Annotated in this window: 23 protein-coding genes and 1 pseudogene; 7 read left to right on the top strand and 17 right to left on the bottom strand. The window is 48.0% G+C overall.

All coding sequences use genetic code 11. The features are described from left to right. Positions 1 to 40 precede the first annotated feature (40 nt). Positions 41 to 1,372, top strand: coding sequence for an Nramp family divalent metal transporter (locus BWI93_RS00620; RefSeq protein WP_094808246.1), 1,332 nt, complete (start codon positions 41 to 43; stop codon positions 1,370 to 1,372). 60 nt (positions 1,373 to 1,432) lie between these two features. On the opposite strand, the pseudogene kduI reads toward BWI93_RS00620, so the two are convergent. Further along, positions 1,433 to 2,262: pseudogene (kduI, locus tag BWI93_RS00615) on the bottom strand (5-dehydro-4-deoxy-D-glucuronate isomerase). 297 nt (positions 2,263 to 2,559) lie between these two features. Between kduI and BWI93_RS00610 the strand changes: the two are divergent. Next, entirely contained in the window at positions 2,560 to 4,341 is a 1,782-nt protein-coding gene (locus BWI93_RS00610; protein ID WP_094808245.1) for an ABC transporter ATP-binding protein, read from the top strand. Here BWI93_RS00610 and BWI93_RS00605 read toward each other — a convergent pair. The 9 genes from BWI93_RS00605 to BWI93_RS29295 form a co-directional block, all read right to left on the bottom strand. Then, positions 4,338 to 4,970, bottom strand: coding sequence for a LysE family translocator (locus BWI93_RS00605; RefSeq protein WP_094808244.1), 633 nt, complete (start codon positions 4,968 to 4,970; stop codon positions 4,338 to 4,340). The two genes, BWI93_RS00610 and BWI93_RS00605, sit on opposite strands and share 4 nt — an antisense overlap. An 80-nt stretch (positions 4,971 to 5,050) precedes the next feature. After that, the gene (locus BWI93_RS00600) at positions 5,051 to 5,635 is read right to left on the bottom strand and encodes a LysE family translocator (RefSeq protein ID WP_255157665.1); all 585 of its coding nucleotides are present in this window, start codon (positions 5,633 to 5,635) and stop codon (positions 5,051 to 5,053) included. Positions 5,636 to 5,757: 122 nt separating this feature from the next. Further along, positions 5,758 to 6,426: a bifunctional 4-hydroxy-2-oxoglutarate aldolase/2-dehydro-3-deoxy-phosphogluconate aldolase gene (locus BWI93_RS00595; RefSeq protein WP_094808242.1), complete on the bottom strand. Its 669-nt coding sequence runs from the start codon at positions 6,424 to 6,426 to the stop codon at positions 5,758 to 5,760. A gap of 190 nt (positions 6,427 to 6,616) precedes the next feature. Beyond that, complete coding sequence (locus BWI93_RS00590) at positions 6,617 to 7,510, bottom strand: PfkB family carbohydrate kinase (RefSeq protein WP_369679069.1); 894 nt, start codon at positions 7,508 to 7,510, stop codon at positions 6,617 to 6,619. Beyond that, positions 7,465 to 7,623, bottom strand: a complete 159-nt coding sequence (locus BWI93_RS29300; RefSeq protein WP_369679068.1) for a hypothetical protein — start codon at positions 7,621 to 7,623, stop codon at positions 7,465 to 7,467. Before BWI93_RS29300 ends, BWI93_RS00590 begins: the two co-directional genes overlap by 46 nt. A 266-nt stretch (positions 7,624 to 7,889) precedes the next feature. Next, the gene (locus BWI93_RS00585) at positions 7,890 to 8,861 is read right to left on the bottom strand and encodes an aldo/keto reductase (protein ID WP_094808241.1); all 972 of its coding nucleotides are present in this window, start codon (positions 8,859 to 8,861) and stop codon (positions 7,890 to 7,892) included. A 108-nt stretch (positions 8,862 to 8,969) separates the two neighbouring features. After that, positions 8,970 to 10,262, bottom strand: a complete 1,293-nt coding sequence (locus BWI93_RS00580) for a DNA polymerase IV (protein WP_094808240.1) — start codon at positions 10,260 to 10,262, stop codon at positions 8,970 to 8,972. A 247-nt stretch (positions 10,263 to 10,509) separates the two neighbouring features. Continuing rightward, positions 10,510 to 11,301 carry a hydroxypyruvate isomerase family protein gene (locus BWI93_RS00575; protein ID WP_369679067.1) on the bottom strand — a complete coding sequence of 264 codons (792 nt, stop codon included), beginning with the start codon at positions 11,299 to 11,301 and terminating at the stop codon, positions 10,510 to 10,512. Between the two features lie 2 nt (positions 11,302 to 11,303). Next, positions 11,304 to 11,429, bottom strand: coding sequence for a twin-arginine translocation signal domain-containing protein (locus BWI93_RS29295; RefSeq protein WP_369679066.1), 126 nt, complete (start codon positions 11,427 to 11,429; stop codon positions 11,304 to 11,306). Between the two features lie 658 nt (positions 11,430 to 12,087). Here BWI93_RS29295 and BWI93_RS00570 point away from each other — a divergent pair. After that, positions 12,088 to 12,867: a murein L,D-transpeptidase catalytic domain family protein gene (locus BWI93_RS00570; protein ID WP_094808239.1), complete on the top strand. Its 780-nt coding sequence runs from the start codon at positions 12,088 to 12,090 to the stop codon at positions 12,865 to 12,867. On the opposite strand, the gene BWI93_RS00565 is transcribed toward BWI93_RS00570, so the two are convergent. The 4 genes from BWI93_RS00565 to BWI93_RS00550 all read right to left on the bottom strand — a co-directional run bounded on the left by BWI93_RS00565 (position 12,816) and on the right by BWI93_RS00550 (position 16,079). Continuing rightward, positions 12,816 to 14,021, bottom strand: a complete 1,206-nt coding sequence (locus tag BWI93_RS00565; RefSeq protein WP_158242751.1) for a L,D-transpeptidase family protein — start codon at positions 14,019 to 14,021, stop codon at positions 12,816 to 12,818. The genes BWI93_RS00570 and BWI93_RS00565 overlap by 52 nt on opposite strands. Before the next feature lie 138 nt (positions 14,022 to 14,159). Further along, positions 14,160 to 15,137, bottom strand: a complete 978-nt coding sequence (locus BWI93_RS00560; protein WP_094808237.1) for a YafY family protein — start codon at positions 15,135 to 15,137, stop codon at positions 14,160 to 14,162. A gap of 100 nt (positions 15,138 to 15,237) precedes the next feature. Continuing rightward, on the bottom strand, positions 15,238 to 15,774 hold the full coding sequence (locus tag BWI93_RS00555; RefSeq protein WP_094808236.1) for a DUF1697 domain-containing protein: 537 nt from the start codon (positions 15,772 to 15,774) through the stop codon (positions 15,238 to 15,240). Then, positions 15,774 to 16,079, bottom strand: a complete 306-nt coding sequence (locus BWI93_RS00550; protein WP_094808235.1) for a putative quinol monooxygenase — start codon at positions 16,077 to 16,079, stop codon at positions 15,774 to 15,776. Before BWI93_RS00550 ends, BWI93_RS00555 begins: the two co-directional genes overlap by 1 nt. A gap of 188 nt (positions 16,080 to 16,267) precedes the next feature. On the opposite strand from BWI93_RS00550, the gene BWI93_RS00545 reads away from it, so the two are divergent. From BWI93_RS00545 to BWI93_RS00530, 4 genes are all read left to right on the top strand, one after another. Continuing rightward, positions 16,268 to 17,665: an MFS transporter gene (locus tag BWI93_RS00545; RefSeq protein ID WP_094808234.1), complete on the top strand. Its 1,398-nt coding sequence runs from the start codon at positions 16,268 to 16,270 to the stop codon at positions 17,663 to 17,665. A 127-nt stretch (positions 17,666 to 17,792) separates the two neighbouring features. After that, positions 17,793 to 19,139 (top strand): M24 family metallopeptidase, encoded by a 1,347-nt coding sequence (locus BWI93_RS00540; protein ID WP_094808233.1) that lies wholly within the window; start codon positions 17,793 to 17,795, stop codon positions 19,137 to 19,139. Between the two features lie 70 nt (positions 19,140 to 19,209). Further along, a complete protein-coding gene (locus BWI93_RS00535) occupies positions 19,210 to 20,301 on the top strand; it encodes a mechanosensitive ion channel family protein (protein WP_094808232.1) in 1,092 nt (363 codons plus the stop codon). 71 nt (positions 20,302 to 20,372) lie between these two features. After that, entirely contained in the window at positions 20,373 to 20,795 is a 423-nt protein-coding gene (locus BWI93_RS00530; protein ID WP_094808231.1) for an EamA family transporter, read from the top strand. Here BWI93_RS00530 and BWI93_RS00525 read toward each other — a convergent pair whose 3' ends face one another. From BWI93_RS00525 to BWI93_RS00515, 3 genes are all read right to left on the bottom strand, one after another. Then, positions 20,796 to 21,296: a hypothetical protein gene (locus BWI93_RS00525; RefSeq protein ID WP_094808230.1), complete on the bottom strand. Its 501-nt coding sequence runs from the start codon at positions 21,294 to 21,296 to the stop codon at positions 20,796 to 20,798. A 183-nt stretch (positions 21,297 to 21,479) separates the two neighbouring features. Continuing rightward, on the bottom strand, positions 21,480 to 22,694 hold the full coding sequence (locus BWI93_RS00520) for a pyridoxal phosphate-dependent aminotransferase (protein ID WP_094808263.1): 1,215 nt from the start codon (positions 22,692 to 22,694) through the stop codon (positions 21,480 to 21,482). Positions 22,695 to 22,899: 205 nt separating this feature from the next. Continuing rightward, a complete protein-coding gene (locus BWI93_RS00515; RefSeq protein WP_094808229.1) occupies positions 22,900 to 23,778 on the bottom strand; it encodes a bestrophin family protein in 879 nt (292 codons plus the stop codon). Positions 23,779 to 24,110 lie beyond the last annotated feature (332 nt).

Raw genomic sequence — 24,110 nt, 5'->3', positions numbered from 1 at the left:
AACTTCCGGTAGCAGGACCATAACTCGCATTATATTTGGTATGAATTCGCCTTTATCTACGTCAGATTCGAAAGCTTCACCTTTTCTGGAACATTCGCTGCCGGAAGCACACGCCTCCGTACGCATTCCGGAAGGAGCCAGTAACTGGCGTAAATTTCTGGCATTTGCCGGACCAGGACTCATGGTGGCCGTGGGCTACATGGACCCGGGCAACTGGGCCACGGATATTGAAGGGGGGTCCCGTTTTGGGTATACCTTACTTTCGGTCATTCTGATTTCGAACCTGTTCGCGATGATATTACAACACCTGGCTTTGAAACTGGGCATTGCTACGGGTCGTGACCTGGCTCAGGCCTGCCGCGATCAGTTTTCTCGTCCGGTTGGCTTAACCTTGTGGGTATTGGCGGAAATTGCCATTGCTGCGACCGACGTCGCGGAAGTACTGGGATCAGCCATTGCTCTTAATCTACTCTTTGGGTTACCGCTCACCGTGGGCGTAGTCATTACGATTCTCGACGTACTGGTGATTCTGTACTTTCAGAACCGGGGTTTTCGAGCCCTGGAAAGCATCGTGGGTGGGCTTATTTTCGTTATCCTCTGCTGTTTCATTTACCAGATGGTGGCATCCCATCCGAGTTTGCCAGCCATTGTTCAGAACCTGATTCCCCGACCCGAAATTGTCATGGATCGGCATAAATTGTACGTGGCCATCGGGATTCTGGGAGCTACCGTGATGCCGCACAATCTGTACCTGCACAGTAGCATTGTTCAAACGCGAGGCTTCACGCGTGATGATAGAGGTCGGCGGGAAGCGGTGAAGTTCGCGACCCTTGATTCTACCCTTTCGCTGTTGTTGGCTTTTTTCATCAACGCGTCTATCCTGATTGTGGCCGCTGCTGCCTTTCACAGTACGGGCAATCAGAGCGTTGCTGATATTACCGATGCCCATCGTTTACTCGACCCCGTTCTGGGCGTAAAACTGGCCGGTATTTCCTTTGCCGTAGCCCTGCTGGCAGCGGGTCAAAACTCGACGGTGACGGGTACACTGGCCGGGCAGATCGTGATGGAAGGCTTTCTGAATTTACGTCTGAAACCCTGGATTCGCCGACTTCTCACCCGATCCATTGCCATTATTCCGGCGTTTGTTGCTACGCTTTTGTACGGCGAAAAAGGCACGTCTGAACTGCTGGTGTTCAGTCAGGTGGTACTGTCTATCCAGTTGAGTTTTGCGGTAGTTCCGCTGGTCTGGTTTACTTCCAGAAAAGATTTGATGGGGTCTTTTGTCAATGCTCGCTGGCTGAGTATCACCAGCTGGATCATTGCGGCGATTATTTTTGTGCTAAATCTGTATTTGATTATTGCTAGCTTCTAGGGCGTACGCAAAAGCCCGAATCCAGATTTTGGATTCGGGCTTTTGCGTATTAAGAATGGCTTACTTCAGATTCTTCAAATCCACCAGATCCATATCCGTGTACGTATAGTTTTCTCCGGCCATTGCCAGATGAACGAATAGTTCGACGTACCCGCTCCCGAGTGAATGGACCACGGCGGAGACAGGATCGCCTGGTAGTTGTTGACGAGCAAGTGCCGAGTCTGTTGGGGTTCACCCATAAAGTGGAAAACCCGCTGATTTTCGGGAACGTCAAAATAGAAATACGCTTCCATCCGACGGTCGTGTACGTGAGCCGGAATGGTATTCCAGATGCTACCTGTACTGAGAATCGTAAGGCCCATAACCAGCTGGCAGGACTCCAGGCCTTCCGCGTGAATGTATTTGTAAATCGTCCGTTCATTGGCCGTTTCTTTCGAACCAGCGTTGACGGGCGAAGCTCCTTCTTTCGTTAGTTTGGCATTAGGGCAAATCCGGTGAGCGGGTGTTGAAGCCAGGTAGAATACCGCAGGCTGGGCCGGATCAGAACTGGCAAAGGTTACGTTCATGGTACCTTTACCCAGGTACAATGCTTCGTATTTGCTAAGCTCGTAGCGTTCTTCGTTGGCCGAAACGATGCCCGGGCCACCGACGTTGATGATACCCAGTTCGCGGCGTTCGAGGAAGTAGTTGGCACGTAATTCGTCGTAGGTAGGTAGCGAAATTTCCTGACTAACGGGTTTTACGCCGCCCACAATAAAACGGTCATAGTGCGAATACGTAAACTGGATCTGATCGTCGGCAATGACGTTCTCTACCAGGAATTGTTCCCGCAAACGGTCGGTATCGTAGTGCCGAACGTCATCAGGGTGGTGTGCATAGCGAGTCTGCATGAGTAGAATAATAATGGCTTCAGAATATGAAATAGACGAGAATCAAGCATTCGTACCCTTCAATTCCCAAAGAAGCGAACCAATCCTGACTATCTTTGTTTTCAGTTTACAGTTTTCGGTCTACTGTTTCAGTTGTACTAGCTGATGCTACCCTTATTGGCTAGATTTGAAGCTTTTAGGCATTTTGATTAGCAGCTCATCTATTCTTCGTTTTCTTTCAATGGCTAATGACTAAACTACTGTAGACGACAAACCGAAAATTGTAAACTGAAGACTGGCAACTGAAAATCGAATCCATTGAAATCCCTCGCTTATCTCAATAAATACCTCTGGAAGTATAAGGGTACCCTTTTTCTGGGGACATTGTTTACCATTATTTCCAACCTTTTTGGGATTATTCCCGCCCAGATTGTCCGGCATTCGCTGGATCTGGTTAAGGAAACACTGGATTTGTACTTCCTCTTCGATGGCACCAAAGTCCAGGCCAATATCTACCAGGATTTCTCGTATAACATTCTCATTTACGGTCTGCTCATTCTGGCGATGGCCTTACTGAAAGGGATTTTCCTCTTTCTGGTTCGGCAAACGCTCATTGTCATGTCCCGCCTGATCGAGTATGATCTGAAGAATGAGATTTACAATCACTACCAAACCCTCCCCCTGAGTTTTTACCGGCGGCACAACACGGGTGATCTGATGGCCCGTATCTCCGAGGACGTCTCGAAAGTACGGATGTACGTAGGCCCCAGTATCATGTACGGACTCAACCTGATTACGCTGTTCATCATGGTAATCAGCTACATGGTGTCCGTTAGCCCGCACCTGACTTTTTATGTCTTGTTGCCCTTGCCAATACTTTCGATCAGTATTTTTTTCGTGTCGAGCGTTATGAACAAACGTTCGGAAGAAATTCAGCGGAATCTGTCCCAACTTTCAACCAACGCCCAGGAAGCTTTTTCCGGTATCCGGGTACTGAAAGCGTATGTACAGGAAACGTTTTCCACCCGGCAGTTTGAAAAGCAATCCGAGAGCTATCGTAATAAATCCCTGAGTCTGACTAAAGTAGACTCCATGTTCACCCCGTTGATTTTTGTCCTGGTGGGTTTGTCGAACATTCTTTGCGTATACGTGGGGGGGCAGGAAGTGATTGCGGGCCGATTGACACCCGGTAATATTGCCGAGTTTCTAATCTACGTGAATATGCTAACCTGGCCCGTAACGGCTCTGGGCTGGACGACCTCGCAAATCCAGCGGGCAGCGGCTTCGCAGGAACGGATCAATGAGTTTCTGAATCAGAAAACGGACCTGGTTTCTACGGAAAATCTGGAAAAAGAAATTGCGGGTGATGTGGAGTTTAAACACGTCACGTTCATTTACCCGGATTCGGGGATCGTGGCTTTGAAAAACTTTAACCTCCGTATCAAAGCCGGAGAAACCGTAGCCATTCTGGGCGGTACGGGTTCGGGTAAGAGTACGCTGGCCAGTTTGCTCACGCGGATGTACGACGCCTCTTCCGGTGATATTCTGATTGACCAAACGCCGATTCAATCGTATCAGATTCCGGCCCTACGTCGTCAGATGGGTTACGTACCGCAGGATGTCTTTTTGTTCTCAGATACAATTTCCAACAACGTTCGCTTCGGCTTGCCGGATCTTTCGCAGGAAAAAGTAGTTCAGGCGATTCGGGATGCGGACTTATACGCGAACATCGTAGACTTCCCCGAAGGATTCGACACCAAAATTGGTGAACGTGGAATCACGCTTTCCGGTGGACAGAAACAACGCCTCAGTATCGCCCGAGCCATTGCTCGTGAACCCAAAATTCTGATTCTGGATGACTGCTTATCGGCGGTGGATACACAAACGGAAGCGACCATTCTGAATAACCTGAAAGGCATCATGGCGAACCGTACATCGGTCATTATCAGTCACCGGGTTTCGTCGGCTAAACTGGCCGATCAAATTGTACTGCTCGATGACGGTGCCATTGTGGAACAGGGTACGCACGAAGAATTGATGAAGCGAAACGGAGCGTATCGGGAACTTTACGAGAAACAGCTACAGGGCGAAGAGGCTTAAGCGAACGCCTGTACTGCCTGCCATACCCCTAGTAAGATGAAGCCCCAACCCGTCAGTAACCGGATGGTTTGGGGCTGAATTTTATCCAGAATACGCTCTCGATTTACCGAAGTTAGTTTGGCATACAGATAGTTCATCGCAAACGAACCTCCCGTAGCTCCAAGGATAAAGAATAGCTCGTGTCCAAACGAGTCCAGCGATAAGCCCGGCTTGCTATTGAACCATACCGTAGTCACCAGCCAGAAGGGTACCAACTGCGGATTGCACAAATTCAACACCATCGCTTTCGTAAAAGCAGATCGGTTCGCGGGCGATGTACTTTCCTGTTGCTCTACATCAGGAGTTGACTTCTTTTGTAAAGTAAGAAATCCGATGATCAGCAGGATAGGAATGACCGACCATTGAAACCAGATCAGTACATCGGGCACCTGTTGCAACCAGCGAAAGCTGTAAATGGCGAGTGCACTTCCTAATATTTCCGGTAAAGACGCTCCTATTGCAGCCCATAAGCCTACCCGCAGGTTCTTTTGCATCACTACCTGTACAATACTAAGCTTGACCGGTCCTGGATAAATGGAACCCAGACAACCGATGATAAAGGTCACTGTAAAAATCCATAAAATTTTCATGATAGTCGGGGCTGAGAGGTGGGTATTCTCGCAACCCTAGGTAGGTCTATTTGTCAAAAAGGTATTCCAGACCACCTTTCTTAATTCCACCAGTACAGGAACGTTTGCCAAAGCCCTACGGCAATAAACAATAGACCGATGATTCGCTCCATCCACTCAATTTTGATGTGTTTGAGCAGTTGGTTTTCATAGCGTAAGGCCAGCTTTGCGTAACTGAATTGCAAGGCGAAAGCCCCCGAACTGGCTCCCATGACAAAGCCTAATTCATGCCAGCCGGATTGTACTTTGAGCCAGTAGTAAGCCTGGTAGTTGAGTAGAATGGCAAACCAGTACAAAGGCAGTTGTCCATTCAAAAAAGACAGAAATAAGCCCTTGGCAAAGGCCCAGCGGGGTGTACCAGATTGGGGAAGCTCTTGCTGAGTATTGGGTTTTCGCAATAACGCAGCGATGCCTAACAGAAACAGAACTGGGATGACTAGTAACTGCAAGGATTTAAGCCAACTGGGGTAACGCTCAACAAATTGCACGCCCTGCAAAGCCAGATACCCGTACGGAATTTCAACTACTGCTCCACCCAAACCTATCCACAAAGCAGCGTAGAAATTTTTCCTCAATACTGCTTGTATTACGGATAGATTCACAGGCCCTGGATGGACCGATCCCAAAAAGCTGATGACGAATGTTACGAGAAAAATACAGGCTGTTTTCAAGGGAAAATCAAATCAGCCACAAAAATAAAAAGATCGCCAGGAACCAGCGATCTTCAGGTACAAGTAGTTCAGTAAGTTTATGCCTGCAGAGATTTTGCTACGCGAACGGCCTCCGTAATTTTATCAGCGATGGTCTGCCATTCATTGGCTTCTACCAATGCTTTCGGGAAAAGCTGTGACCCGATTCCGACACCGCGTGCACCCGCATCGAACCAGCTTTTTAGACTAGCTTCGGTGGGTTCTACGCCGCCCGTTACGACAATATCCGTCCAGGGCATGGGGCCTTTGATGGCTTTCACAAAATCGGGCGAAGACGCTTGTCCGGGGAATAGCTTGACAATTTCAGCACCCCACTCTTCGGCTTTGGAGATTTCTGAAAGGGTAAAGCAACCCGGCATCCAGGCAATTTTCCGACGGTTACAGGTAATAGCCACATCCTGATGTAATACCGGAGCTACCACAAAATCCGCCCCTAGCTGAATGAACAGCGTAGCCGAAGCCGCATCTACAATGGTACCCGCTCCAACCACCAAATCAGGGAAGTTTTTCTTACCGAATTTCCGCAGTTCGGAGTACGTTTCGTGAGCGTAATCGCCACGGTTCGTGAATTCACAAATCCGAATACCCCCTTCGTAGCAGGCCGTCAGTATTTTCTTCGCTACTTCTAAATCATTATGGTGGAAAATCGGCATAATCGGATTTTCCAGTAAGGTTTGATAAACCTGCAAACGGGTGAAACTTGCCATGTAGAGTTTTGAGTTTGGTGTTTAGGGTTTAGCGTTCGATATGCTCCAAACCTTTCGCCCTTTCTGCTACCTCAGTTATCCTAATTACTTTTTAACGCTGTCAGCGTTTCAGCTAAGGCAGAATTTTGACTGATCCATTGTGATATCTAACTCAAAACTCTAAACCCTAAACACCAAACGCTAACTGTACCTATCGACTTAGCCGTCCGCTCGTGTCACCGCTCATGACGGTTTCGATTTCGGTTACGGAGGCCAGATTGAAATCGCCTTCGATGCTGTGTTTTAATGCGGAAGCCGCCGTCGCAAAATCGATGGATTTCTGATCGGAAAAGCCTTGAATTTGTCCGTATATGAACCCCGCCAGGAAGGCATCTCCCCCACCGATCCGGTCCACCATCGGTACCATCTCGTGCGTCATGGTCTGTACAAGGTCTTCGCCATTCCAGCAGCGTCCTTGCAGGGTGTTGTGCGAAGCCGAAAGAGAACCCCGTTTGGTATTGATGATTTTTTTGACGCGGGGAAACTTCTCCTGAATTTGTCGGCAAATGGAAATAAAGCCCTTTTCCTGCGTGTTGGGCGTAATATCGAATAACTCCTCTGCGTCGCCTTTCCCACAAACAATGACATCGCAACCGGCCGTTAACTCGGTCATGACTTCAGCGGCAGTCGAACCCCATTTCCAGAGGTTTTTCCGGGAATTGACATCCGCCGAAACCGTGATACCCATCCGATTCGCTACGGCAATGGCGTCGCGGCATGCCTGGGCAGCTCCTTCGGAAATTGCTGGAGCGATACCCGTAAAGTGAAACCACTGAGCATCCGCGAGGATATGCTCCCAATCAAGTTCCTTCGGGTCAAGTTGAGCGAAGGCTGAGTTGGTACGATCGTAAATAATACGACTGGCCCGCATCATGGCTCCGGTTTCCAGAAAATAGGTACCAATACGATCTCCGCCGTATACAATATCCTGCGTTTCCACGCCATACCGACGGTAGGCCGCCGCCGCCGCGTAGCCCCAATCGTTATCGGGAAACCGGGTTACGTGACTGGCTGGAATGCCGAGGTACGCCAGAGCGGCTGCCACGTTGCTTCTCCGCCACCGAAATTCACATTTAGACTCGTAGTCTGAACAAAACGGGCGAAGCCCGGCGTACTGAGCCGGAGCATAACCTCGCCAAAAGTGACAACTTTTTTCATGTAGGGTAGCAATCCTTGGGACAGGTCCTGAAAGGATTTAGTAGGAGCCTAACACTGCTTCGACCCAAACGGATACTAAATCCTTTTCTGATATAGATAAAAGACGTTAGGAAGGGATAGATACCCCGAGTTCCCGGGAGAATCGAGTCATAGATTTATGAAGGTTCCATTCCCCGGATTCATTTTCGTCGGGTACATACACCGGTCCAGAGCCCATTGTATATACCTGACGAACGGTACACTTCCCTACTAAACAAGGCATTACGCTATTGACTCCACTCCGTAGGCGTACGATCCCAACGGTGATTTTTGAGTTCGTCCAGTAGTTCCGTAGAAAGGCCTTTGCCGTCGGCAGTAGCCATATTGGCTTCGACGTTACGGATTTTTCGCATCCCCGGAATGATCGTTCCAACGTCGGGATTGCTCAAGATAAAGCGTAAAGCCATTTCGGGCAGGTTCATTCCTTCCGGGATCAACGGTTTCAATGCTTCGGCGTGATCGACACTGGCATTCAGGTTCTCGGGAACGAAATACGTCGAACGCCAGTCATCTGCCGGGAACGTAGTATCCTTGGTCAGATTACCCGTTAGGGTGCCTTCGTCGAAGGGTACCCGGGCAATTACGGCGACGTCAAGTTCTTTACAAAGCGGAAACAGATTATCTTCCGGAGCCTGATCGAAGATATTGTAAATTACCTGTACCGAAGAAATCAATCCCGTACGCAGGGTTTGCAATACGTTATCCGGCTCCCAGCGATTCACCGAAATGCCCCAGTGGGCCACTTTCCCTTCTTTCGTCAGTTTTTCAACGGCTTCTTTCCAGTCATCCTGATCAGCCCAGGCGTCTTCCCAGACGTGAAACTGTTGTAGGTCAATTTGTTCAACCTTCAGGTTTTTCAGACTTTTTTCGGTGTATTCAATGATGTGCTCGGCTGGAAAGCATTCATTCAGCGTATAGTCCGGTTTGGAAGGCCACTTGAAGTTTTTGGGTGGAATTTTCGTAGCCGCGTACAATCGTTTTTCGGGGTTCCGTTTCAACAACTCCCCTAAAATTTCTTCGCTTTTACCAGCTCCGTAGCCCCAGGCGGTATCGAAAAAGTTGCAGCCTAATTCTACCGAGCGATCCAGTGAACGATTCACTTCTTCAATATCGGAACCCGTCCAGCCCGCGAGCCCCCACATGCCGTAACCCATCTCGGAAACCTTCCAGTCGGTACGGCCAAATCTGCGGTAATTCATAGTTACAAAGAGGTTATGATCAACGTATAGTGATCCGTAAGTTTTTTCAAAGGTATACAGGTTTACGGGTAAAAGCCGCGTTACTTACGTTTTCAACGCCTCAATCTTTCACTCGCTCATCCAGTCGGGTGTGATTCTACCGTAGAGGTCTTTGACGGAACCAAAACCAATGACATCCTGCATAGGTGGGTTCTCGGAAACTTCAGCTCCCCGCATGACTTTTCGGGACCCGTGTTTATCGCGAAGTTCGTAGTATACTTTCCGGAGTTTATCCTTTCGCACGTTGTCTTCAAACAACTGATACTGCACCAGCTGATCGGGAATAAACTGGTGTACGCCAATTCCGAGGGCTACCAATCCGGAATTGAACAGCGACTCGGAGGAGTGATTCCACTGGGCCTTGGTTTGAGCCCGTTTCAGTACCAGATTAAATAAAGCGACCCCATCCTGCACGGGCGTTTGAAATTGCATATCATCCTGATAGGTTCGGCCTTCCTCATATTTAGCCCAGAAATGGGCCGTTTTACAGAAGACACTTTGCTGTACCATCCGACGCTCCAGGGTCTGGCAAAGCATAAACAGAATCTGCTGCAAGATCTCCGGCGACCGCCGCTGGCTGCGTGAGAGCTGCCGCATGGCCTGCATACTCTTGTAAGCAGAAGTGTACTCGGTATCAACTTCGTAGAAATTAAGTCGTAGATGCCAGTGCCAGCCTACAATACTGCGACACGCCGCCCGCAAAAACTCCGGATCCGCGTAGCGAAGCTGGAGGGGCGTTTCGATCCCGGCCTTTTGCAAACGTTGGGACATGCCGTGACCGATACCGGGTAAATCCGTCAGTTCAAGCTGACTGAGAATTAAATCAATGTTACCAGGAGAAATAACCGTTAGTCCATTCGGCTTGATTAAATCCGAACCCAGTTTGGCCAGAAATGCATTAGGGGCAATGCCAATCGAACACTGTAGATAATCGCCTACTTCCTGATGAATGGCTTTTTTAATGGCCCGGGCCACGGGTTCGAGATCGTGGTAAATGAGTCGGTGATTACTTAAAATGACAATGGCTTCGTCGATACTCCGGGGGATGACCTGATCCGAAAACCGGCGTAGGACCTGCATGATCTTCGTGTGGTAGTCACGGTACTTGTCCGGCGTAGTCGTGAGCGGCACTAGCTCCGGACACAGGCGTACGGCTTCATTCAATCGCATCCCTAACTTAATCCCACGTTTTTTCGCCTCGATGGAAGGAGCAATAACGCAGCCGTATTGGCCCGTATACACGCATACCGCCACAGGTCGTCCCCGCAGGTAGAAATTGTCCTGCTGTTCACAACTGGCAAAAAAACTGTTCATATCCACGAACAGTACGGCCGCTCCAGGAGGTATACTGAATTCGTTCATGGACTCAAATTCAGTACTTTATGATTAAAAAAACAAGTGTTTTGGATAAATTTTAAAGCCAAAACAGAGCTTTTAAAAATCTATTGAATGAAAAATATATACATTTTGTATACTTTGTCTGGTTTTATTATACAGATTTAGGAATTTTTGACAGCCTTCTTGTGCCTCTAATTAGTCGATCGACAAACCGATTTCAATAAAAAAGGTCGCCCGAATAAGCGACCTTTTTCTTTATTGAAACTTAATTTTATACCTTAAAATTATCAGCCCATTTATAGGCTTCAATCAATTTCTTCTCGCCTTCCGCTCCACCTACGGAAATGCCGTGTTCCATACCGAAAATGAAATCCCGGTTGGTTGCCTTCATTTTTTTATAGATGTGCTTGAAGATATTCTGATAATTGATTTCTCCGGAACCGGGTTCGTTCCGGCCGGGGTTGTCGCCCATCTGGAAGTACCCGATTTCATTCCACGCCCAGTCGATGTGCGGAATGATATGGCCTTCGTTTTTCTGCATGTGGTAAATGTCAAACAGAATTTTGCAGGAAGGACTATTCACAGCCCGGCAGATTTCATACGTCTGGTCGGAAGTTCGCAGGTACAGATCGGGCGTATCGCTCAAGGGTTCCAGTACCATAATCAATCCGTGCGGTTCGAGCATTTCGGCTCCCCGACGCAGGGCATCAATTACGTTACCGGTCTGAATACCGATGGGGAGATTCCGCTGAAAATCGCCTGGTACTACGGTCGTGTATTTCGTACGGCAACGCTTGGCTACTTCAATGGCATTCTGACAACCCTTCAGGAAAATATCCAGGTGTTCTTTCTTACCCGCAGCCAGGGTGTTGGCTCCATTGCCCCCTTTGTGCAGGACAAACACGCCCATTTCCATACCCAGCTTATTCAGCAAATCACCCATTTTGGTTTGCTCTTCGGCAGATCGACCTGTCATCCCGTTATCTTCCAAAGCCCTGAAGCCCTGGTCGGCCATAAATTCAATCTGCTTGTATAGGTCTTTACCGCCCAGGTTATCGAACATCCCTAAGTGCGGGGCGTATCTGAGCTTAAACGTATTTTTGGGGGGGCAGCAGTTACCCGCGATAAACCGCCTAAAGCTGCCACTCCGGCGGCGGCAGATAAATTCTTAACGAACGTTCGACGTAGCATGTCTTGTAGTTAGAGGCATTGATTACTCGCAAAAAAACGAAACCCTGACCGCAACTAAAACATTCGGGTGACTTTTCGGAAAAGAATTTAACGGCTATCGGATCGATTGCAGAACTTTTACTACTTCTTACAGGCTTGCAACGAACGATCAGTGAAACGTTTGGCAGAAGGATGCTACGACATCCATTTGTTTTGTAATCACCGAGCCAGAACTTAAGAAAAGAGAAAATAAATTCTTGTTTAGTAAAGGAATACCAGTGACTTACAGAATTTATAGCAGATCTTTATTACTTCTATACAATTTTTACCGTATGTATTAGTTCGGTTAGGTAAGGCCCTGATACGATGCATGATGATAACTGATTTATCGATCTGCCATTGGTGTACAGGAATAAAAATGAAGGAAATGGAGCTGCCTTATTTTATTGCTGTTTCCCTCGCAGACTCAATAATCATTTTATCTGCCCAACCAACCTTTTTGAAGTACAAACTACAAGTGTTTACAAGAAAGTACCTATTTTTGAGGTTGTTGTTTTAGAGAATAGGCCTATACTATGGAACCAAAGAGACGTTCTCGCCGTTTTCTAATAATGCTATAAATGATCATCCACCTTCGCCATTGATGCAAAAGTAGTTTCACCAACCAAACGAACACTCAATGAACAAGTCCCTAACGTTAGTGGCCGTTACGGCCATCGTACTTGCGTTATCCTTTGGATTTATCAACCCGTTTTCCTCGTTTACTACTGAAAAGAAAGCTCCTGTTGTCACTACTAAACCCCTAAATCCTGATCAGGAGTGGGTTAGTTTATATGACTCGTTACAATTACAATCCCTTGGCTTATCCTCTGAAGCTTTTCATTATGCCTGGCATGGTTTCCAGCAAATGAAACTGGAACATCCCGTAGTAGCCATTGCCGATTTTAGCCAGTCTTCCCGTAACAAACGGTTATACGTAATTGACTTGTTAAAAAAGAAACTGATTTATAATACGTACGTGGCTCATGGCATGAATTCGGGTCAGGAATTCGCTCAGCGTTTTTCTAACAACGATTCATCGCACCAATCCAGCCTGGGTTTTTACAAAACCATGGGTACATATCAGGGTAAACATGGCCTTTCGCTGAAACTCGAAGGCCTTGAAAAAGGTATCAATGACCACGTTTACAGTCGGGCTATTGTAATGCACGGAGCCGATTACGTAAGCGAAGCTTTCATCAAACAAACGGGCCGACTGGGCCGTAGTCAGGGTTGTCCTGCCGTTTCGTACGCCGATCATAAGATTTTGATCAACTTGTTGAAAGGCGGAGCGGGCTTATTTCTGTATTCCAATAATGCAGATTACCTGAAACAATCCCAACTCCTGACGGGCGTTCATCAGACGGATCAGCGAGCTGAAATTGCTTCTGATTTATCCCATCCGTATACGTCATTGTAGTATACCAACTGTCCTTTATCGTTGATATCCGCTCCCAAGTACAACAGGAAAACGGGTACTTTAGGTGATAAGGCATAGTACGTCGGAGGTAACGCTTCTGCTCCCGTTTCATCGAGTGAATCGCTCTCCAAAAGTTGCTTTCCAGCCATAAAATTGGCTAAATCCGTTGGTCGTTGCACCCGAACGCAACCATGACTCCGCCAGCGTTGCTCTTTGGCAAACAGGTAGCGGGCATTGGTATCGTGCAGGTAAATGGCCAGCGGATTTTTCAGTTCTACTTTCAGTAATCCCAGTGAATTATCCGCACCCGTATCCTGACGGAGGCGGTACGGAAACCGATCTACGGATAGGGATTGCCAGTCAACCGACTCTGGATCTACGGTATTTCCTTTTTTATCAATAACCTCGATATTGTTGTTATCCAGGAAGGCTACGTTGTTCTGAATCTTGGGCAGCATTTCTTTCACGGCAATGCTTCGGGGTACATTCCAGTACGGGTGCGTAATAACCTGCGTAGCGTACGTGTCCATGGGCGGCGTTGCTTTGTCCTTCTTACCCGCTACGACCCGCATTTGCAGGGCTTCCTTACCGTTTGCATCCATTCCCACCAGATAGGCCCCTCGAATGTTAACCAGCACTAATCGGGAAGCGTCTTTAGCCTGACGATGTATCCAGCGATACGCGTTCATAGATTCCGCCACCAACTGAGCACTATCCGACTTGCTTTGCTCGGTCATTAATCGGGTGTATTCCTTTTTTAACTGCTGGTAAGCCGGATAACCTGGCTCCAGTGATTTCAGGGCATCTTCCACAGCAACGCCCTGTACAATGCTCCAGCCCGCCGTACGAACGGCTGCTGAATCAATAGGCTGTACCTGCTCAACGTGTTTGATATATTTGGGTTTATGACCAAAGCCGATTTCTGCCAGTAAGCTGAACGTTGAACTCTCGGGTGAATCAAAGGCATCAGTTTTGATACCGTTTTGCCGGGCATATTGCAGAATCTGATCGTGTACTTCCTGATCACTTAGTTCTTGATTCAGGGCTTCATCAGTACGTTCCGAGGCCTGATTGTATTTTTTCTTACAGGAAACTAAGTTTAAAATCAGGATGCAAATGATCAAGGGTAGGCTAATTCGCAGCAGTCTTTTCATAGCTCTCATAAACAATGTTCAACAGAAGTTTATGAAATAGTTATGCTAGCCCCTTACTCGTCCTTGTCTATTGACAATCAGAGCTATTTCACTAAAAAGTAATTAATCTTCGTAGATTTTTTTCCCCAACACCCCTTACTAAAACGATTTCCAGGATTCTACCGATACGGGATGTATCTGGTGATAGAGTTGGGTAACGCGGGTTCGAAGCTCCTCCTGCAAGGAAGCCGGACTGAGAATCCGGGCTTTTTCAGCAAACAGTAGAAACCAGCGGACAAACATATCAGGCCAGGCTGAAACAAAGGTCATTTCAACCCATGCACCCCGGTCGATTTGTTCAACAAATCCGTACACGAATTTTTGTCGGTCTATGTACTTCAATACGTCCCGGTCTACTTCAATTACGATGGTATGCAGCTTTCGCTGAGCGGTAATTTTATTCAGATATTCTTTCAATACCGGATGCTCGGTACTAAAGGGCAGCGTAGTGGGCTGTACGGACAGGAGGCGATCGACACGGAAATCGCGGTAATCATTCCGTAAGCGACAGAATGCGATGACATGCCAGTGGTCATAGGCAAAGAAAATACCAATGGGCTCGATGATTCGTTGCGTAGGGGCTTCTGTACCAAAAGCCTGGTACTGTACGTGCAGGCAACGTTGCTCGGTAATACTTTTTAAGATAGGACTTAGAAAAGCGTTATCGGTTTCTTCCAGAAAGGGCGAAGACGTCTGACGAATTTCAATATGCTGCTCCATGTGTTCCAGCAGCGACTTTTCGGCAGATTTCAGTACGGACCGCACCTTATACATGGCCGATCGGTAACTCTCCCGAATGGACTGGTCCGTCAGCTTATCAACCAGCTTTTCGGCGGTCAGGAAAGCCATGGCTTCCTCTTTCGTAAACATGACTGGCGGCAGACGGTATCCATCCATGATGGAGTAACCCACACCCGCCTCGCCTAAGATGGGTACCCCCGCTTCGCACAAGGTACTGATGTCACGGTAAACGGTGCGGAGGCTAATACCAAAACGTTCGGCAATGTCCTGGGCTTTTACAATGCGGCGGGATTGCAACTGAATCAGAATGGCCGTTACACGGTCGATACGGTTCATGACAACAAAGGGGCTTGGCTGAAAAAAAAGGATTGATTCGATGAACCAATCCTTTACTCAAAGATACTATCCTCCGCTGAATCCCGCTGGAAGAAACCCTTTATTCCTGCATGAGCCGAACGAGTTCGTTTATCGTCCGCCAGTTGCGGGTGGTAGCGGTTACTTTCAGTTTCGTTTCAAAAAAGGCATTCGATAGCTTCGTATTGCCGTAACCTTTGGGGCAGCTCAGATACACCTCCCGATCTAGAAGTTGGAACCATTCCGGCCGTAGGTCAAGCTGCTGTAACGCTTCAATCCGGGCTGGATCAGGCTGCTTAGCCAGGAACGTTACATACCAGGAAGGCGAGGCTTCTGAACCTGGGAAAGGCTTCCTGACTATTACCTCTTGCATTTCTTCCAGGGTACGTAATATTACCGACACCTGAAAACCGTACTTCTCCGAAATCTTCTGCTGGATACCCTCAATCAGGGTATCACGGTTTGTTTCACGCGTTTCAAAGATGACGTTTCCGCTTTGGACGTACGTTCGCACTTCGCTCAGCGATAGTTCTTCGTACAGAGCTTTTAATTCCTTCATCGGAATCTTCTTCTGTCCGCTTACATTAATTCCTCTGAGCAACGAAACAAAGAGAAACATTACGCATGGGGCATTTTAGCAGCCAGTACATTCACCTGCTCAATGATCGGGGGACCCGCCAGCAGTTCGGCAGCGTTGGCAACCAAGGCCTCAGCAATCTCACCCGATAAGTGTGCCTGGCGACCTCTTTCGTGCGGAAACGTATCAAAAATACCAAAGGTCGAAGGGCTAATTTGAATAGCGTACCAACTAATGGTTTCCGTTTCTTCCTCCGCTAAATGTAAAGCCGCCTGAATAAATTCAGCGACTTCCTGCTCTTTTCCGGGCTTTGCTTCCAGGCGTACTAACAAGGCAACATTTACCATAATAAATCGACGATAGTGTTATACTAATGATAGTGACTAGCACAAATAACTTAAATAATTAGCAGTTTTTATCGGAACGTTTAAATTTTTAAGTCTATACGTTGCAGAAAATTGCTTAACCCATTCCGTGCTTTTCTTTTCACCCATCTATCCGAAGTTCTACATGTAGTTGTTTGCCAAAGCTCTGTATGGAACTACTCTTCGTATTGGTCCGGCGTTTGGCCATCTTTCATTTTTATATCTGCCTGAATCCCCGTATTTTCCGGCCAGTCGACTCGTTCATTAATCCCTTCGCTCTCTTGACTTCCATTTCAAAACGCAGGCTCAAGGCCATCTTTGGCGGTTCCGTTGGTAATTTGGTGGAATGGTATGACTGGTATACCTATTCAGCTTTTGCCCTCTACTTTTCATCGTCCTTTTTCCCTTCCGACGATCCTACCGCCCAACTGCTTAATACAGCAGGAATTTTTGCCATTGGCTTTCTGATGCGGCCCATTGGCGGCTGGCTATTCGGTACGCTGGCCGATCGCGTGGGACGCAAACGCTCCATGACGCTTTCGGTGTTACTGATGTCGCTGGGTTCGCTTCTCATTGCGGCCACTCCGACCTACCGGCAAATCGGCCTGCTGGCTCCGGCTCTGCTCGTCCTGGCCCGCTTGCTTCAGGGCCTTAGCGTAGGTGGCGAATATGGCGTATCGGCGACTTACCTGAGCGAAATGGCTACGGCCCAGCGACGGGGCTTTTATTCCAGTTTTCAGTACGTTACCCTGATTGGCGGTCAACTGATGGCTCTGGGTATTCAGTTGATTCTACAAAAGCTTTTACTCATGGAAGAACAAATCCATGACTGGGGCTGGCGTATTCCCTTTGTAATTGGAGCCCTGCTTTCAGTTATTGCTCTGTACCTGCGGCGGCATCTGGATGAAACCCGGGCTTTTGAAGAAGCGTCGCCCCAACGGAAAAAAGGGAGCATCGGCGAATTACTGCGGCATCCCAAAGCGGTCCTGACCGTCGTTGGACTCACGCTGGGCGGTACGCTGGCTTTTTACACCTATACCACGTACATGCAGAAATTTCTGGTCAATACCGTGCATTTGAGCAAGGGTGAATCAACGCTGATTTCTTTTCTCTCCCTAGCCATTTTTGCGTTGCTCCAACCCCTCTTTGGCCTGCTGTCCGATCACATAGGTCGTCGGCCACTCCTGTTAGGTTTTGGTATACTGGGTACGCTCGGTACGGTACCGTTGCTTACAGCTTTAAGTCATGCTTCGGGACCATGGGAAGCTTTCGTCCTTCTACTGATAGCCCTAGTCATTGTCAGTGGGTACACGAGCATCAACGCCGTCGTGAAGGCGGAGCTGTTTCCCGCGGAAATTCGGGCTCTGGGCGTGGGCTTACCCTACGCACTGACGGTCGCTATATTCGGTGGCACCGCCGAATACATTGCCTTGCTTTTTAAAAACCTGGGTCACGAATCCTACTTCTACTGGTACATTACCGGGGCCGTTTTTACTTCACTGCTGGTGTACGTCTTTATGAAAGATACCAAATATACGTCCAAGCTGAACGCCGAAACGGATGGCTAGTGTGATTTGATCCAGGTTGAGTCCGTCACCATTCCAGAGCAAAAATCACGTACAGATTCCATTCTTCGTCTTTTAAACGTAAGCGGCAACTAGGATTGCCGTAGTACTTCATTTTTCCCATCAAACCATGCCGAAACGCTATCTGCTTAGCCTTTTTCTAGTATTCACCCTATGTTCTGTTCATTCACAAACGGTCATTCTCAATGAACGGGCCCGTGCGGCTACAATCGATGACGTACTGGAAGATCGTCTGGAAAACCTGTTGCCGCGTCTGATGCGTCGGGAAGGTATTGATCTCTGGGTATTGATCTCGCGGGAATACAACGAAGACCCGGTCATGCGAACCATGTTGCCGAGTACCTGGCTTTCGGCCCGCCGCCGTACCATCATGGTTTTCTACGATCCGGGAGCGAACAAACCGCTAGAAAAACTCGCCATTGCCCGCTATGACGTAGGCACGCTGCTGAAAGGCGAATGGGATCTGAGTGCCAATCCTGACCAGTGGGATGCGTTGGTGAAGGTAATTCAGCAAAAGAATCCGAAGAAAATCGGGCTTAACTTCTCGCAGTACTTCGGCCATGCTGACGGCCTGACGTACACCGAACAGGGCGAGTTCATGAAAAAGCTACCCAAAACGTTTCATAATCGCATTCAATCGGCCGACCGGCTGGCCATTAGCTGGCTCGAAACCCGTACTGAAAAGGAAATGGTGTTGTATCCGATGATTTGTCGGCTTTCGCACGAATTGATTGCGGAAGCGTTTTCGGAAAAAGTAATTCAGCCGGGCGTAACGACCACCGACGATGTGGTCTGGTACCTGCGGCAACGCGTAACGGATCTGGGACTGGATACCTGGTTTCATCCGACCGTGGACATTCAGCGAGCTGATGATCAACGCTTCGATCACCTGCGAACGTTTTCCAAACGTCCCGGTACACAAGTCATTTTACCGGGCGATCTGTTGCACGTTGATTTCGGGATTACCTATTTACGGCTCAACACGGATCAGCAGCAACACGCCTACGTACTAAAGCCGGGGGAAACCGACGTCCCGGAATTTCTGAAAAAAGCTTTTCGGCAGGGTAATCGGCTACAGGATATTTTAACGGAACGCTTTAAAGCCGGAAAAACGGGTAATGGCCTACTGGAAGAGGCCCTCAAACAGGCCGAAAGCGAGGGAATCATGGGCAGCATTTACTCGCACCCGATTGGCTTTCACGGCCACGCGGCTGGTCCCGCCATTGGCATGTGGGACAACCAGAAGCAGGTAAAAGGTACAGGCGATTACCCGCTTTTTGAACAAACGGGGTATTCGATTGAACTGAACGTAGCCGTACGCGTGGAGGAGTGGAATAAAACGGTTCGGATTATGCTCGAAGAAGACGGCTACTATGATGCGGCGGGTTTTCGGTACATCGACGGACGACAAACGGAAATTTTTACCATTCCCCGCCGGGCTCCGCACCTGAAGTAAGTGGAGGGTTTCTAAAAAACACTCCACGCCTGAATTGTGTTACCTTGGCTAGTACTTTACTTGTTTTCCCATGAATGCCTTCCTGCAGAACTTATCACAATACATGCCGGATTATCTCTGGAATCTGTGCGTCATTGTCTTTTCGATCCTGATTGGCGTCATCCTGAAATATCTGGTCGTACCCGTCATTCGCAAGCTCACGGCCCGTGAACTGCCCTACTCTATTTTCCGTTCGTCGATCCGGCATTTCAAGTCCATTCTGATTTTTCTGATTCCGCTACTCGTGTTCAATACGCTCTTTCCGCTCATGCATTTGGAACGGGCCTCCCGCGTAACTATCAACCGAATCCTTGAAATTTGCATTACCATTGCCTTCGCCGTCATTCTGATCAAGCTGGTTCGGGTACTGGAGGACTACCTGTACCATTTTTTCGATTCCAATAAAATTGATAACCTCCGCGAACGGAAGCTCCGTACGCAGATTCAGTTCATCCGGAAATTCGTCATTTCGCTTATTGTCATTTTATGCTCGGCAGCCGTACTACTCAACTTTGAAAGTATGCGGAAGATCGGAGCCGGGTTATTGACGGGCGTGGGGATTGGCGGTATTATCATCGGTTTTGCTGCCCAAAAGTCTCTGGGTAACCTGTTAGCCGGTTTTCAGATTGCATTCACCCAACCCATCCGGATTGATGATGTAGTCATTGTGGAAGGCGAATGGGGAAAGGTGGAGGAAATTACCTTGACGTACGTCGTCGTCAACATCTGGGATAAACGCCGTCTGATTCTGCCCATTACGTATTTCATCGAAAAGCCTTTTCAGAACTGGACCCGTACCACCGCTGAAATTCTGGGCGTCGTATTTATCTATACGGATTTCACCCTTCCCATCGAACCCGTTCGCCAAGAACTCAGTCGCTTATTACGCAGCAATTCGCTCTGGGATGGTAAGGTAGACGTATTGCAGGTAACCGACTTTACCGAACGCAGTATGCAGATTCGGTGTCTGATGAGCTGCCGTAACTCCGGCGATGCTTTTGATTTACGTTGTTACGTACGCGAACACCTGATTACATTCATTCAGAACAACTACCCCGAGACGCTGGCCCGTACCCGGATTGTCCTGGAATCGCCGGATACCTCCAGTAGTAATCCCTTCTGATTCAATGGCTAATACGTCAGGCTGGAACGCTCCTTTTTGGAAAGCAGGTCTGCACTTATCCTCTGACTTGTATGTGGATCGTATTCGCCTTGCTGGCGGCACTCTCGGCCGCCATTGTGGTTATTTTCTCAAAGATTGGAGTCAAGGACGTCGATTCAAATCTGGCCTTCGCTATTCAGTCCGTACTCATCATTATTGTAGCCTGGAGCGTAGTCGCCTGGCAGGGCAGCCTTAGTCAGGTGACCCGCATTGAACGTCGTACTTGGGTGTTTCTGATTTTAGCCGGTATCATTACCTGTCTTTCCTCGCTATTCAGTTTTCGGGCTCTCAAGCTCGGTGAGGCAGGAAAGGTTTCGCCCATTACGAATCTTTCCTTCGTACTGGCTCTGATTTTCGGTATCGTTTTCCTGAAAGAAAAAATCAATTGGGTCGTAATTGCCGGAGCTGTACTCATGGCCATTGGCGGCGTTATGATTGCCACCGCCCGCGAGTAGTTACTGAATGAGCAGATCGCCGTGGCCCTTACGAACACACGTACCATCGATAAACTTATAGTACATCCGGATGGTATCCTTAGGAGCCGTAGCTTTTACATTGATCAGTGAAATACCAGTGAAAACCGTATCGCGGGAAAGAATTACTTTAAAATCCTGATCGACCAGTCGAATCTGTACGTGAGTTGCGGAATCTTTCTTCACATAAAGGCTAAAAATACCATCGCTGGGATTAGGGTACGCGAATATGTTGTGCGTATGCGGAGTTGTGCATACGGTTTCGTTTGTGGTTGAAAACAACTTTTCCTCCTGTTCCACCCAGGTATCGTTGAATTTCCAGTCGGTTGAATCCGTACTGATAATGATACCACTAGTATTAGTTCTGGTGATGCCAGTAAAGTAAATCTTTTTAGGTTCCTCAGGTTTTTCGATTTCTGGGTCTTTATCTTTTTTACAGGCAAAGAATACCAGGGCGAGCAGAAGGTAGCGGAAGTTTTTCATGGTAGCGGAAAGGTTATGGGTTTAGAACCCGGGCTGAAACTAAAGGTACGTTTTGGCATTTACAAATTAGAAACGTATAATCCAATAGTCTCAGGCGTGAATGTCGTTTGCTTAAACCATAAAAAAAGCCTGCAAGGTTTCCCTCGCAGGCTGTACGCAAACAGGCAATAAAATCCAAAAATCTTAGCTCAGTCGGGCTACCGCTGCTTTGATACGGTCACAAGCTTCGGCCAGTTGCTCATCGGCAGCCGCCGTTGAAATCCGCATGCAGTTTGGAGCACCAAAGCCAGAACCCGCTACCGTGGCTACGTGAGCCTGATCGAGCAGCCAGTTGCAGAAATCGTCTGAGTTGTTAATCGTCGTAGTACCGTCTGATTTTCCGAAATACGCACTGATGTCGGGGAAGGCATAGAATGCTCCATCGGGTACATTGACTTTAAATCCGGGAATTTCTTTCAGCTTTCCAACCACCAGTTCGCGGCGACGCTGATAAGCTTCCTTCATTTTCTTGGCATCATCCAGAGGACCGTTAAAGGCCGCTACCGCCGCTTTCTGGGCGATTGAATTCGTACCCGAAGTAACCTGCCCTTGTAGTTTTTCTACGCCATCGGCAATCCACTTGGTGGCTCCGATGAATCCGATCCGCCAGCCCGTCATGGCGTGGCCTTTGGCTACTCCATTGACTGTAATGACGCGATCCTTGATTTCAGGAATCGAGCCGATACTGAAATGACCTTCCGCCGTGAAGTTAATGTATTCGTAAATTTCGTCGGCGACCACGAACACGTTCTCGTGACGAGCCACGACCTCGCCAATTGCCCGCAATTCGGCTTCCGAGTATACGGAACCCGTCGGGTTATTAGGCGATGCAAACATGACGACCTTGGTTTTAGGCGTAATAGCGGCTTCGAACTGCTCGGCCGTAACCTTGAAGTTATTCTCAAAAGCTCCGTCAATTACTACGGATGTACCTTCGGCAAGCTTCACCATTTCGGAGTAGCTCACCCAGTACGGAGCGAAAATGACGACTTCATCACCGGGGTTTACCAGTACTTGCAGCACGTTGGCCAGCGAGTGTTTGGCTCCGGTAGAAACCACGATGTTTTCGGGTTTCCAGTCAATATTATTATCACGCTTCAGCTTATCGGCAATGGCTTTCCGCAAATCGGGATAGCCAGCAACGGGCGAATAACCGTGGAAACCATCGTCGATGGCTTTCTTGGCGGCTTCGCAAATGTGTTGCGGGGTTTTGAAATCGGGTTCACCCACAGAAAGGCTGATGACCTTGTGTCCTTGGGCGGCCAATTCGCGGGCTTTTTTCGTCATGCCCAGCGTCGATGACTCTTCCAACGCGTTGATACGGTCGGCGAGTCTCACTTCCAGTTCTGCCACTGCCATTTGAATACGTAATTTTTGATTAGAATAATCCTGTAATCGCCACAGGGCGAAATCGGCGGCAAAGGTACGTGTTTTCAACACAAGAACGCACTACGAACTGGCTGATTTTTAATGGAAAGTTAGATTATTTACAAGACCGCTAAAAAAAGATTCTTTCCCTTGAAAAAATGAAAAAAATAAGAACCTGAAACTCTCAATGCTTTCTTCATAATAAATCACCAACGGCCTTACGTATACCTGTCGAAATATCATCGGTCGGTAAATCATTGTAATCCTTGCCAAAAGGGTCTTCAATTTCTTCCGCAATTTCTTCCAGACTGGACAGTACGTAAAAAATAAAAAGTACCATCGGAATGACGGAGTAATGTAGCGTAAGTACGTACCCAAAGGGCAGTGACAAACAGTAGATGGAGATGAATTTCTTGAGAAACAAACTATACGAAAACGGGATCGGCGTTTTTTTGATCCGTTCGCAACCGCCGAGAATGTCCGTAAATGACTGAAATTCGGGATTGAGTACCAGCAAATGTTCGGGCCGAATGACGCCTTTCTGGTACAACTCATCCATCTTACTGAAAATCCGCATCGCCATCTGGTTAGGTACGTGTTGCTCCGGATTCAGATCAGTGGGGTTAAAACCGGGAGCGGCTTTTAAGTCTTCTGGTACAAAGACGCCGCGTAAATGGTTTTTCAGCGAGAAGGCGTAGTTGGGAATCATGTGTCGGAAAAAAGCCCGGTCGTCGGTATCCTCCTGTGGAATAATATGGGCCAGTTTTATCGCCAGATTTCGGGAATTATTGACCAGACTTCCCCAGAGCTTCCGCCCCTCCCACCAGCGATCGTAGGCCGAATTGGTCCGAAAAACCAGTAAAAGCGACATCACAAAACCCAGTAATGAATGAGCCGTAGCAATACTTCTCAGATCAGAGTCCGGCCCCGGATGCCAGAATTCCAGTACTAGCACGGCTACTATCGTTGTGTATACCGTCATTCCAACGAGAAGCGGAGCCAGTCGGTGAATGGTTTCAGCCTTGTGAACGCGAAAGACGGCCTTAAACCAGTCTTTGGAATTGTATTCAACCATGAAGGGGTTTTGATTTTAGGATTATTGTCGTTGCAGTATGATTGGTTCGTCTAGCCTAATCATTTTTCAGGATTTGTACATTATCCTGCACCATTCTTCTACTAAAAAAATCGTGTCGACCGACTAAGCCGGCAGGCACAGCCTACTAACTTTTACGTCCGCAGCGAATGCTACGAACAACCCGTTCCCCTTACATGACCCTGTTTCATTTTTCGTGATTGAAACAGGAAGACTATTCTGTTTGGTACAGTTTAAAAACGTGCAGCTCCTTCCTCAACCGACTTCCTAACTCCCAAGGAGTTCAATGTGATTAGCCCCGTATGCAATGCGGG

Origin of the sequence: Siphonobacter sp. BAB-5385 (assembly GCF_002261125.1) — a bacterium.
GTDB lineage: Bacteria > Bacteroidota > Bacteroidia > Cytophagales > Spirosomataceae > Siphonobacter.
Note: the sequence above shows the minus strand (reverse complement) of the source record. Positions and strands in the feature narration are given on the sequence as shown.

What these genes read in the sequence shown, in the direction of transcription:
- BWI93_RS00540 (WP_094808233.1), top strand. Translation starts at nt 17,793, where the DNA reads ATGCCGAAACGCTATCTGCTTAGCCTTTTTCTAGTATTCACCCTATGT.
- BWI93_RS29300 (WP_369679068.1), bottom strand. Translation starts at nt 7,623, where the DNA reads ATGAAAAAAGTTGTCACTTTTGGCGAGGTTATGCTCCGGCTCAGTACG.
- BWI93_RS00605 (WP_094808244.1), bottom strand. Translation starts at nt 4,970, where the DNA reads ATGAAAATTTTATGGATTTTTACAGTGACCTTTATCATCGGTTGTCTG.
- BWI93_RS00575 (WP_369679067.1), bottom strand. Translation starts at nt 11,301, where the DNA reads ATGTTCGATAACCTGGGCGGTAAAGACCTATACAAGCAGATTGAATTT.
- BWI93_RS29295 (WP_369679066.1), bottom strand. Translation starts at nt 11,429, where the DNA reads ATGCTACGTCGAACGTTCGTTAAGAATTTATCTGCCGCCGCCGGAGTG.
- BWI93_RS00520 (WP_094808263.1), bottom strand. Translation starts at nt 22,694, where the DNA reads ATGGCAGTGGCAGAACTGGAAGTGAGACTCGCCGACCGTATCAACGCG.
- BWI93_RS00620 (WP_094808246.1), top strand. Translation starts at nt 41, where the DNA reads ATGAATTCGCCTTTATCTACGTCAGATTCGAAAGCTTCACCTTTTCTG.
- BWI93_RS00535 (WP_094808232.1), top strand. Translation starts at nt 19,210, where the DNA reads ATGAATGCCTTCCTGCAGAACTTATCACAATACATGCCGGATTATCTC.
- BWI93_RS00530 (WP_094808231.1), top strand. Translation starts at nt 20,373, where the DNA reads ATGTGGATCGTATTCGCCTTGCTGGCGGCACTCTCGGCCGCCATTGTG.
- BWI93_RS00550 (WP_094808235.1), bottom strand. Translation starts at nt 16,079, where the DNA reads ATGGTAAATGTTGCCTTGTTAGTACGCCTGGAAGCAAAGCCCGGAAAA.
- BWI93_RS00595 (WP_094808242.1), bottom strand. Translation starts at nt 6,426, where the DNA reads ATGGCAAGTTTCACCCGTTTGCAGGTTTATCAAACCTTACTGGAAAAT.
- BWI93_RS00560 (WP_094808237.1), bottom strand. Translation starts at nt 15,137, where the DNA reads ATGAACCGTATCGACCGTGTAACGGCCATTCTGATTCAGTTGCAATCC.
- BWI93_RS00555 (WP_094808236.1), bottom strand. Translation starts at nt 15,774, where the DNA reads ATGTTTCTCTTTGTTTCGTTGCTCAGAGGAATTAATGTAAGCGGACAG.
- BWI93_RS00515 (WP_094808229.1), bottom strand. Translation starts at nt 23,778, where the DNA reads ATGGTTGAATACAATTCCAAAGACTGGTTTAAGGCCGTCTTTCGCGTT.
- BWI93_RS00585 (WP_094808241.1), bottom strand. Translation starts at nt 8,861, where the DNA reads ATGAATTACCGCAGATTTGGCCGTACCGACTGGAAGGTTTCCGAGATG.
- BWI93_RS00565 (WP_158242751.1), bottom strand. Translation starts at nt 14,021, where the DNA reads ATGAAAAGACTGCTGCGAATTAGCCTACCCTTGATCATTTGCATCCTG.
- BWI93_RS00525 (WP_094808230.1), bottom strand. Translation starts at nt 21,296, where the DNA reads ATGAAAAACTTCCGCTACCTTCTGCTCGCCCTGGTATTCTTTGCCTGT.
- BWI93_RS00570 (WP_094808239.1), top strand. Translation starts at nt 12,088, where the DNA reads ATGAACAAGTCCCTAACGTTAGTGGCCGTTACGGCCATCGTACTTGCG.
- BWI93_RS00580 (WP_094808240.1), bottom strand. Translation starts at nt 10,262, where the DNA reads ATGAACGAATTCAGTATACCTCCTGGAGCGGCCGTACTGTTCGTGGAT.
- BWI93_RS00545 (WP_094808234.1), top strand. Translation starts at nt 16,268, where the DNA reads ATGGAACTACTCTTCGTATTGGTCCGGCGTTTGGCCATCTTTCATTTT.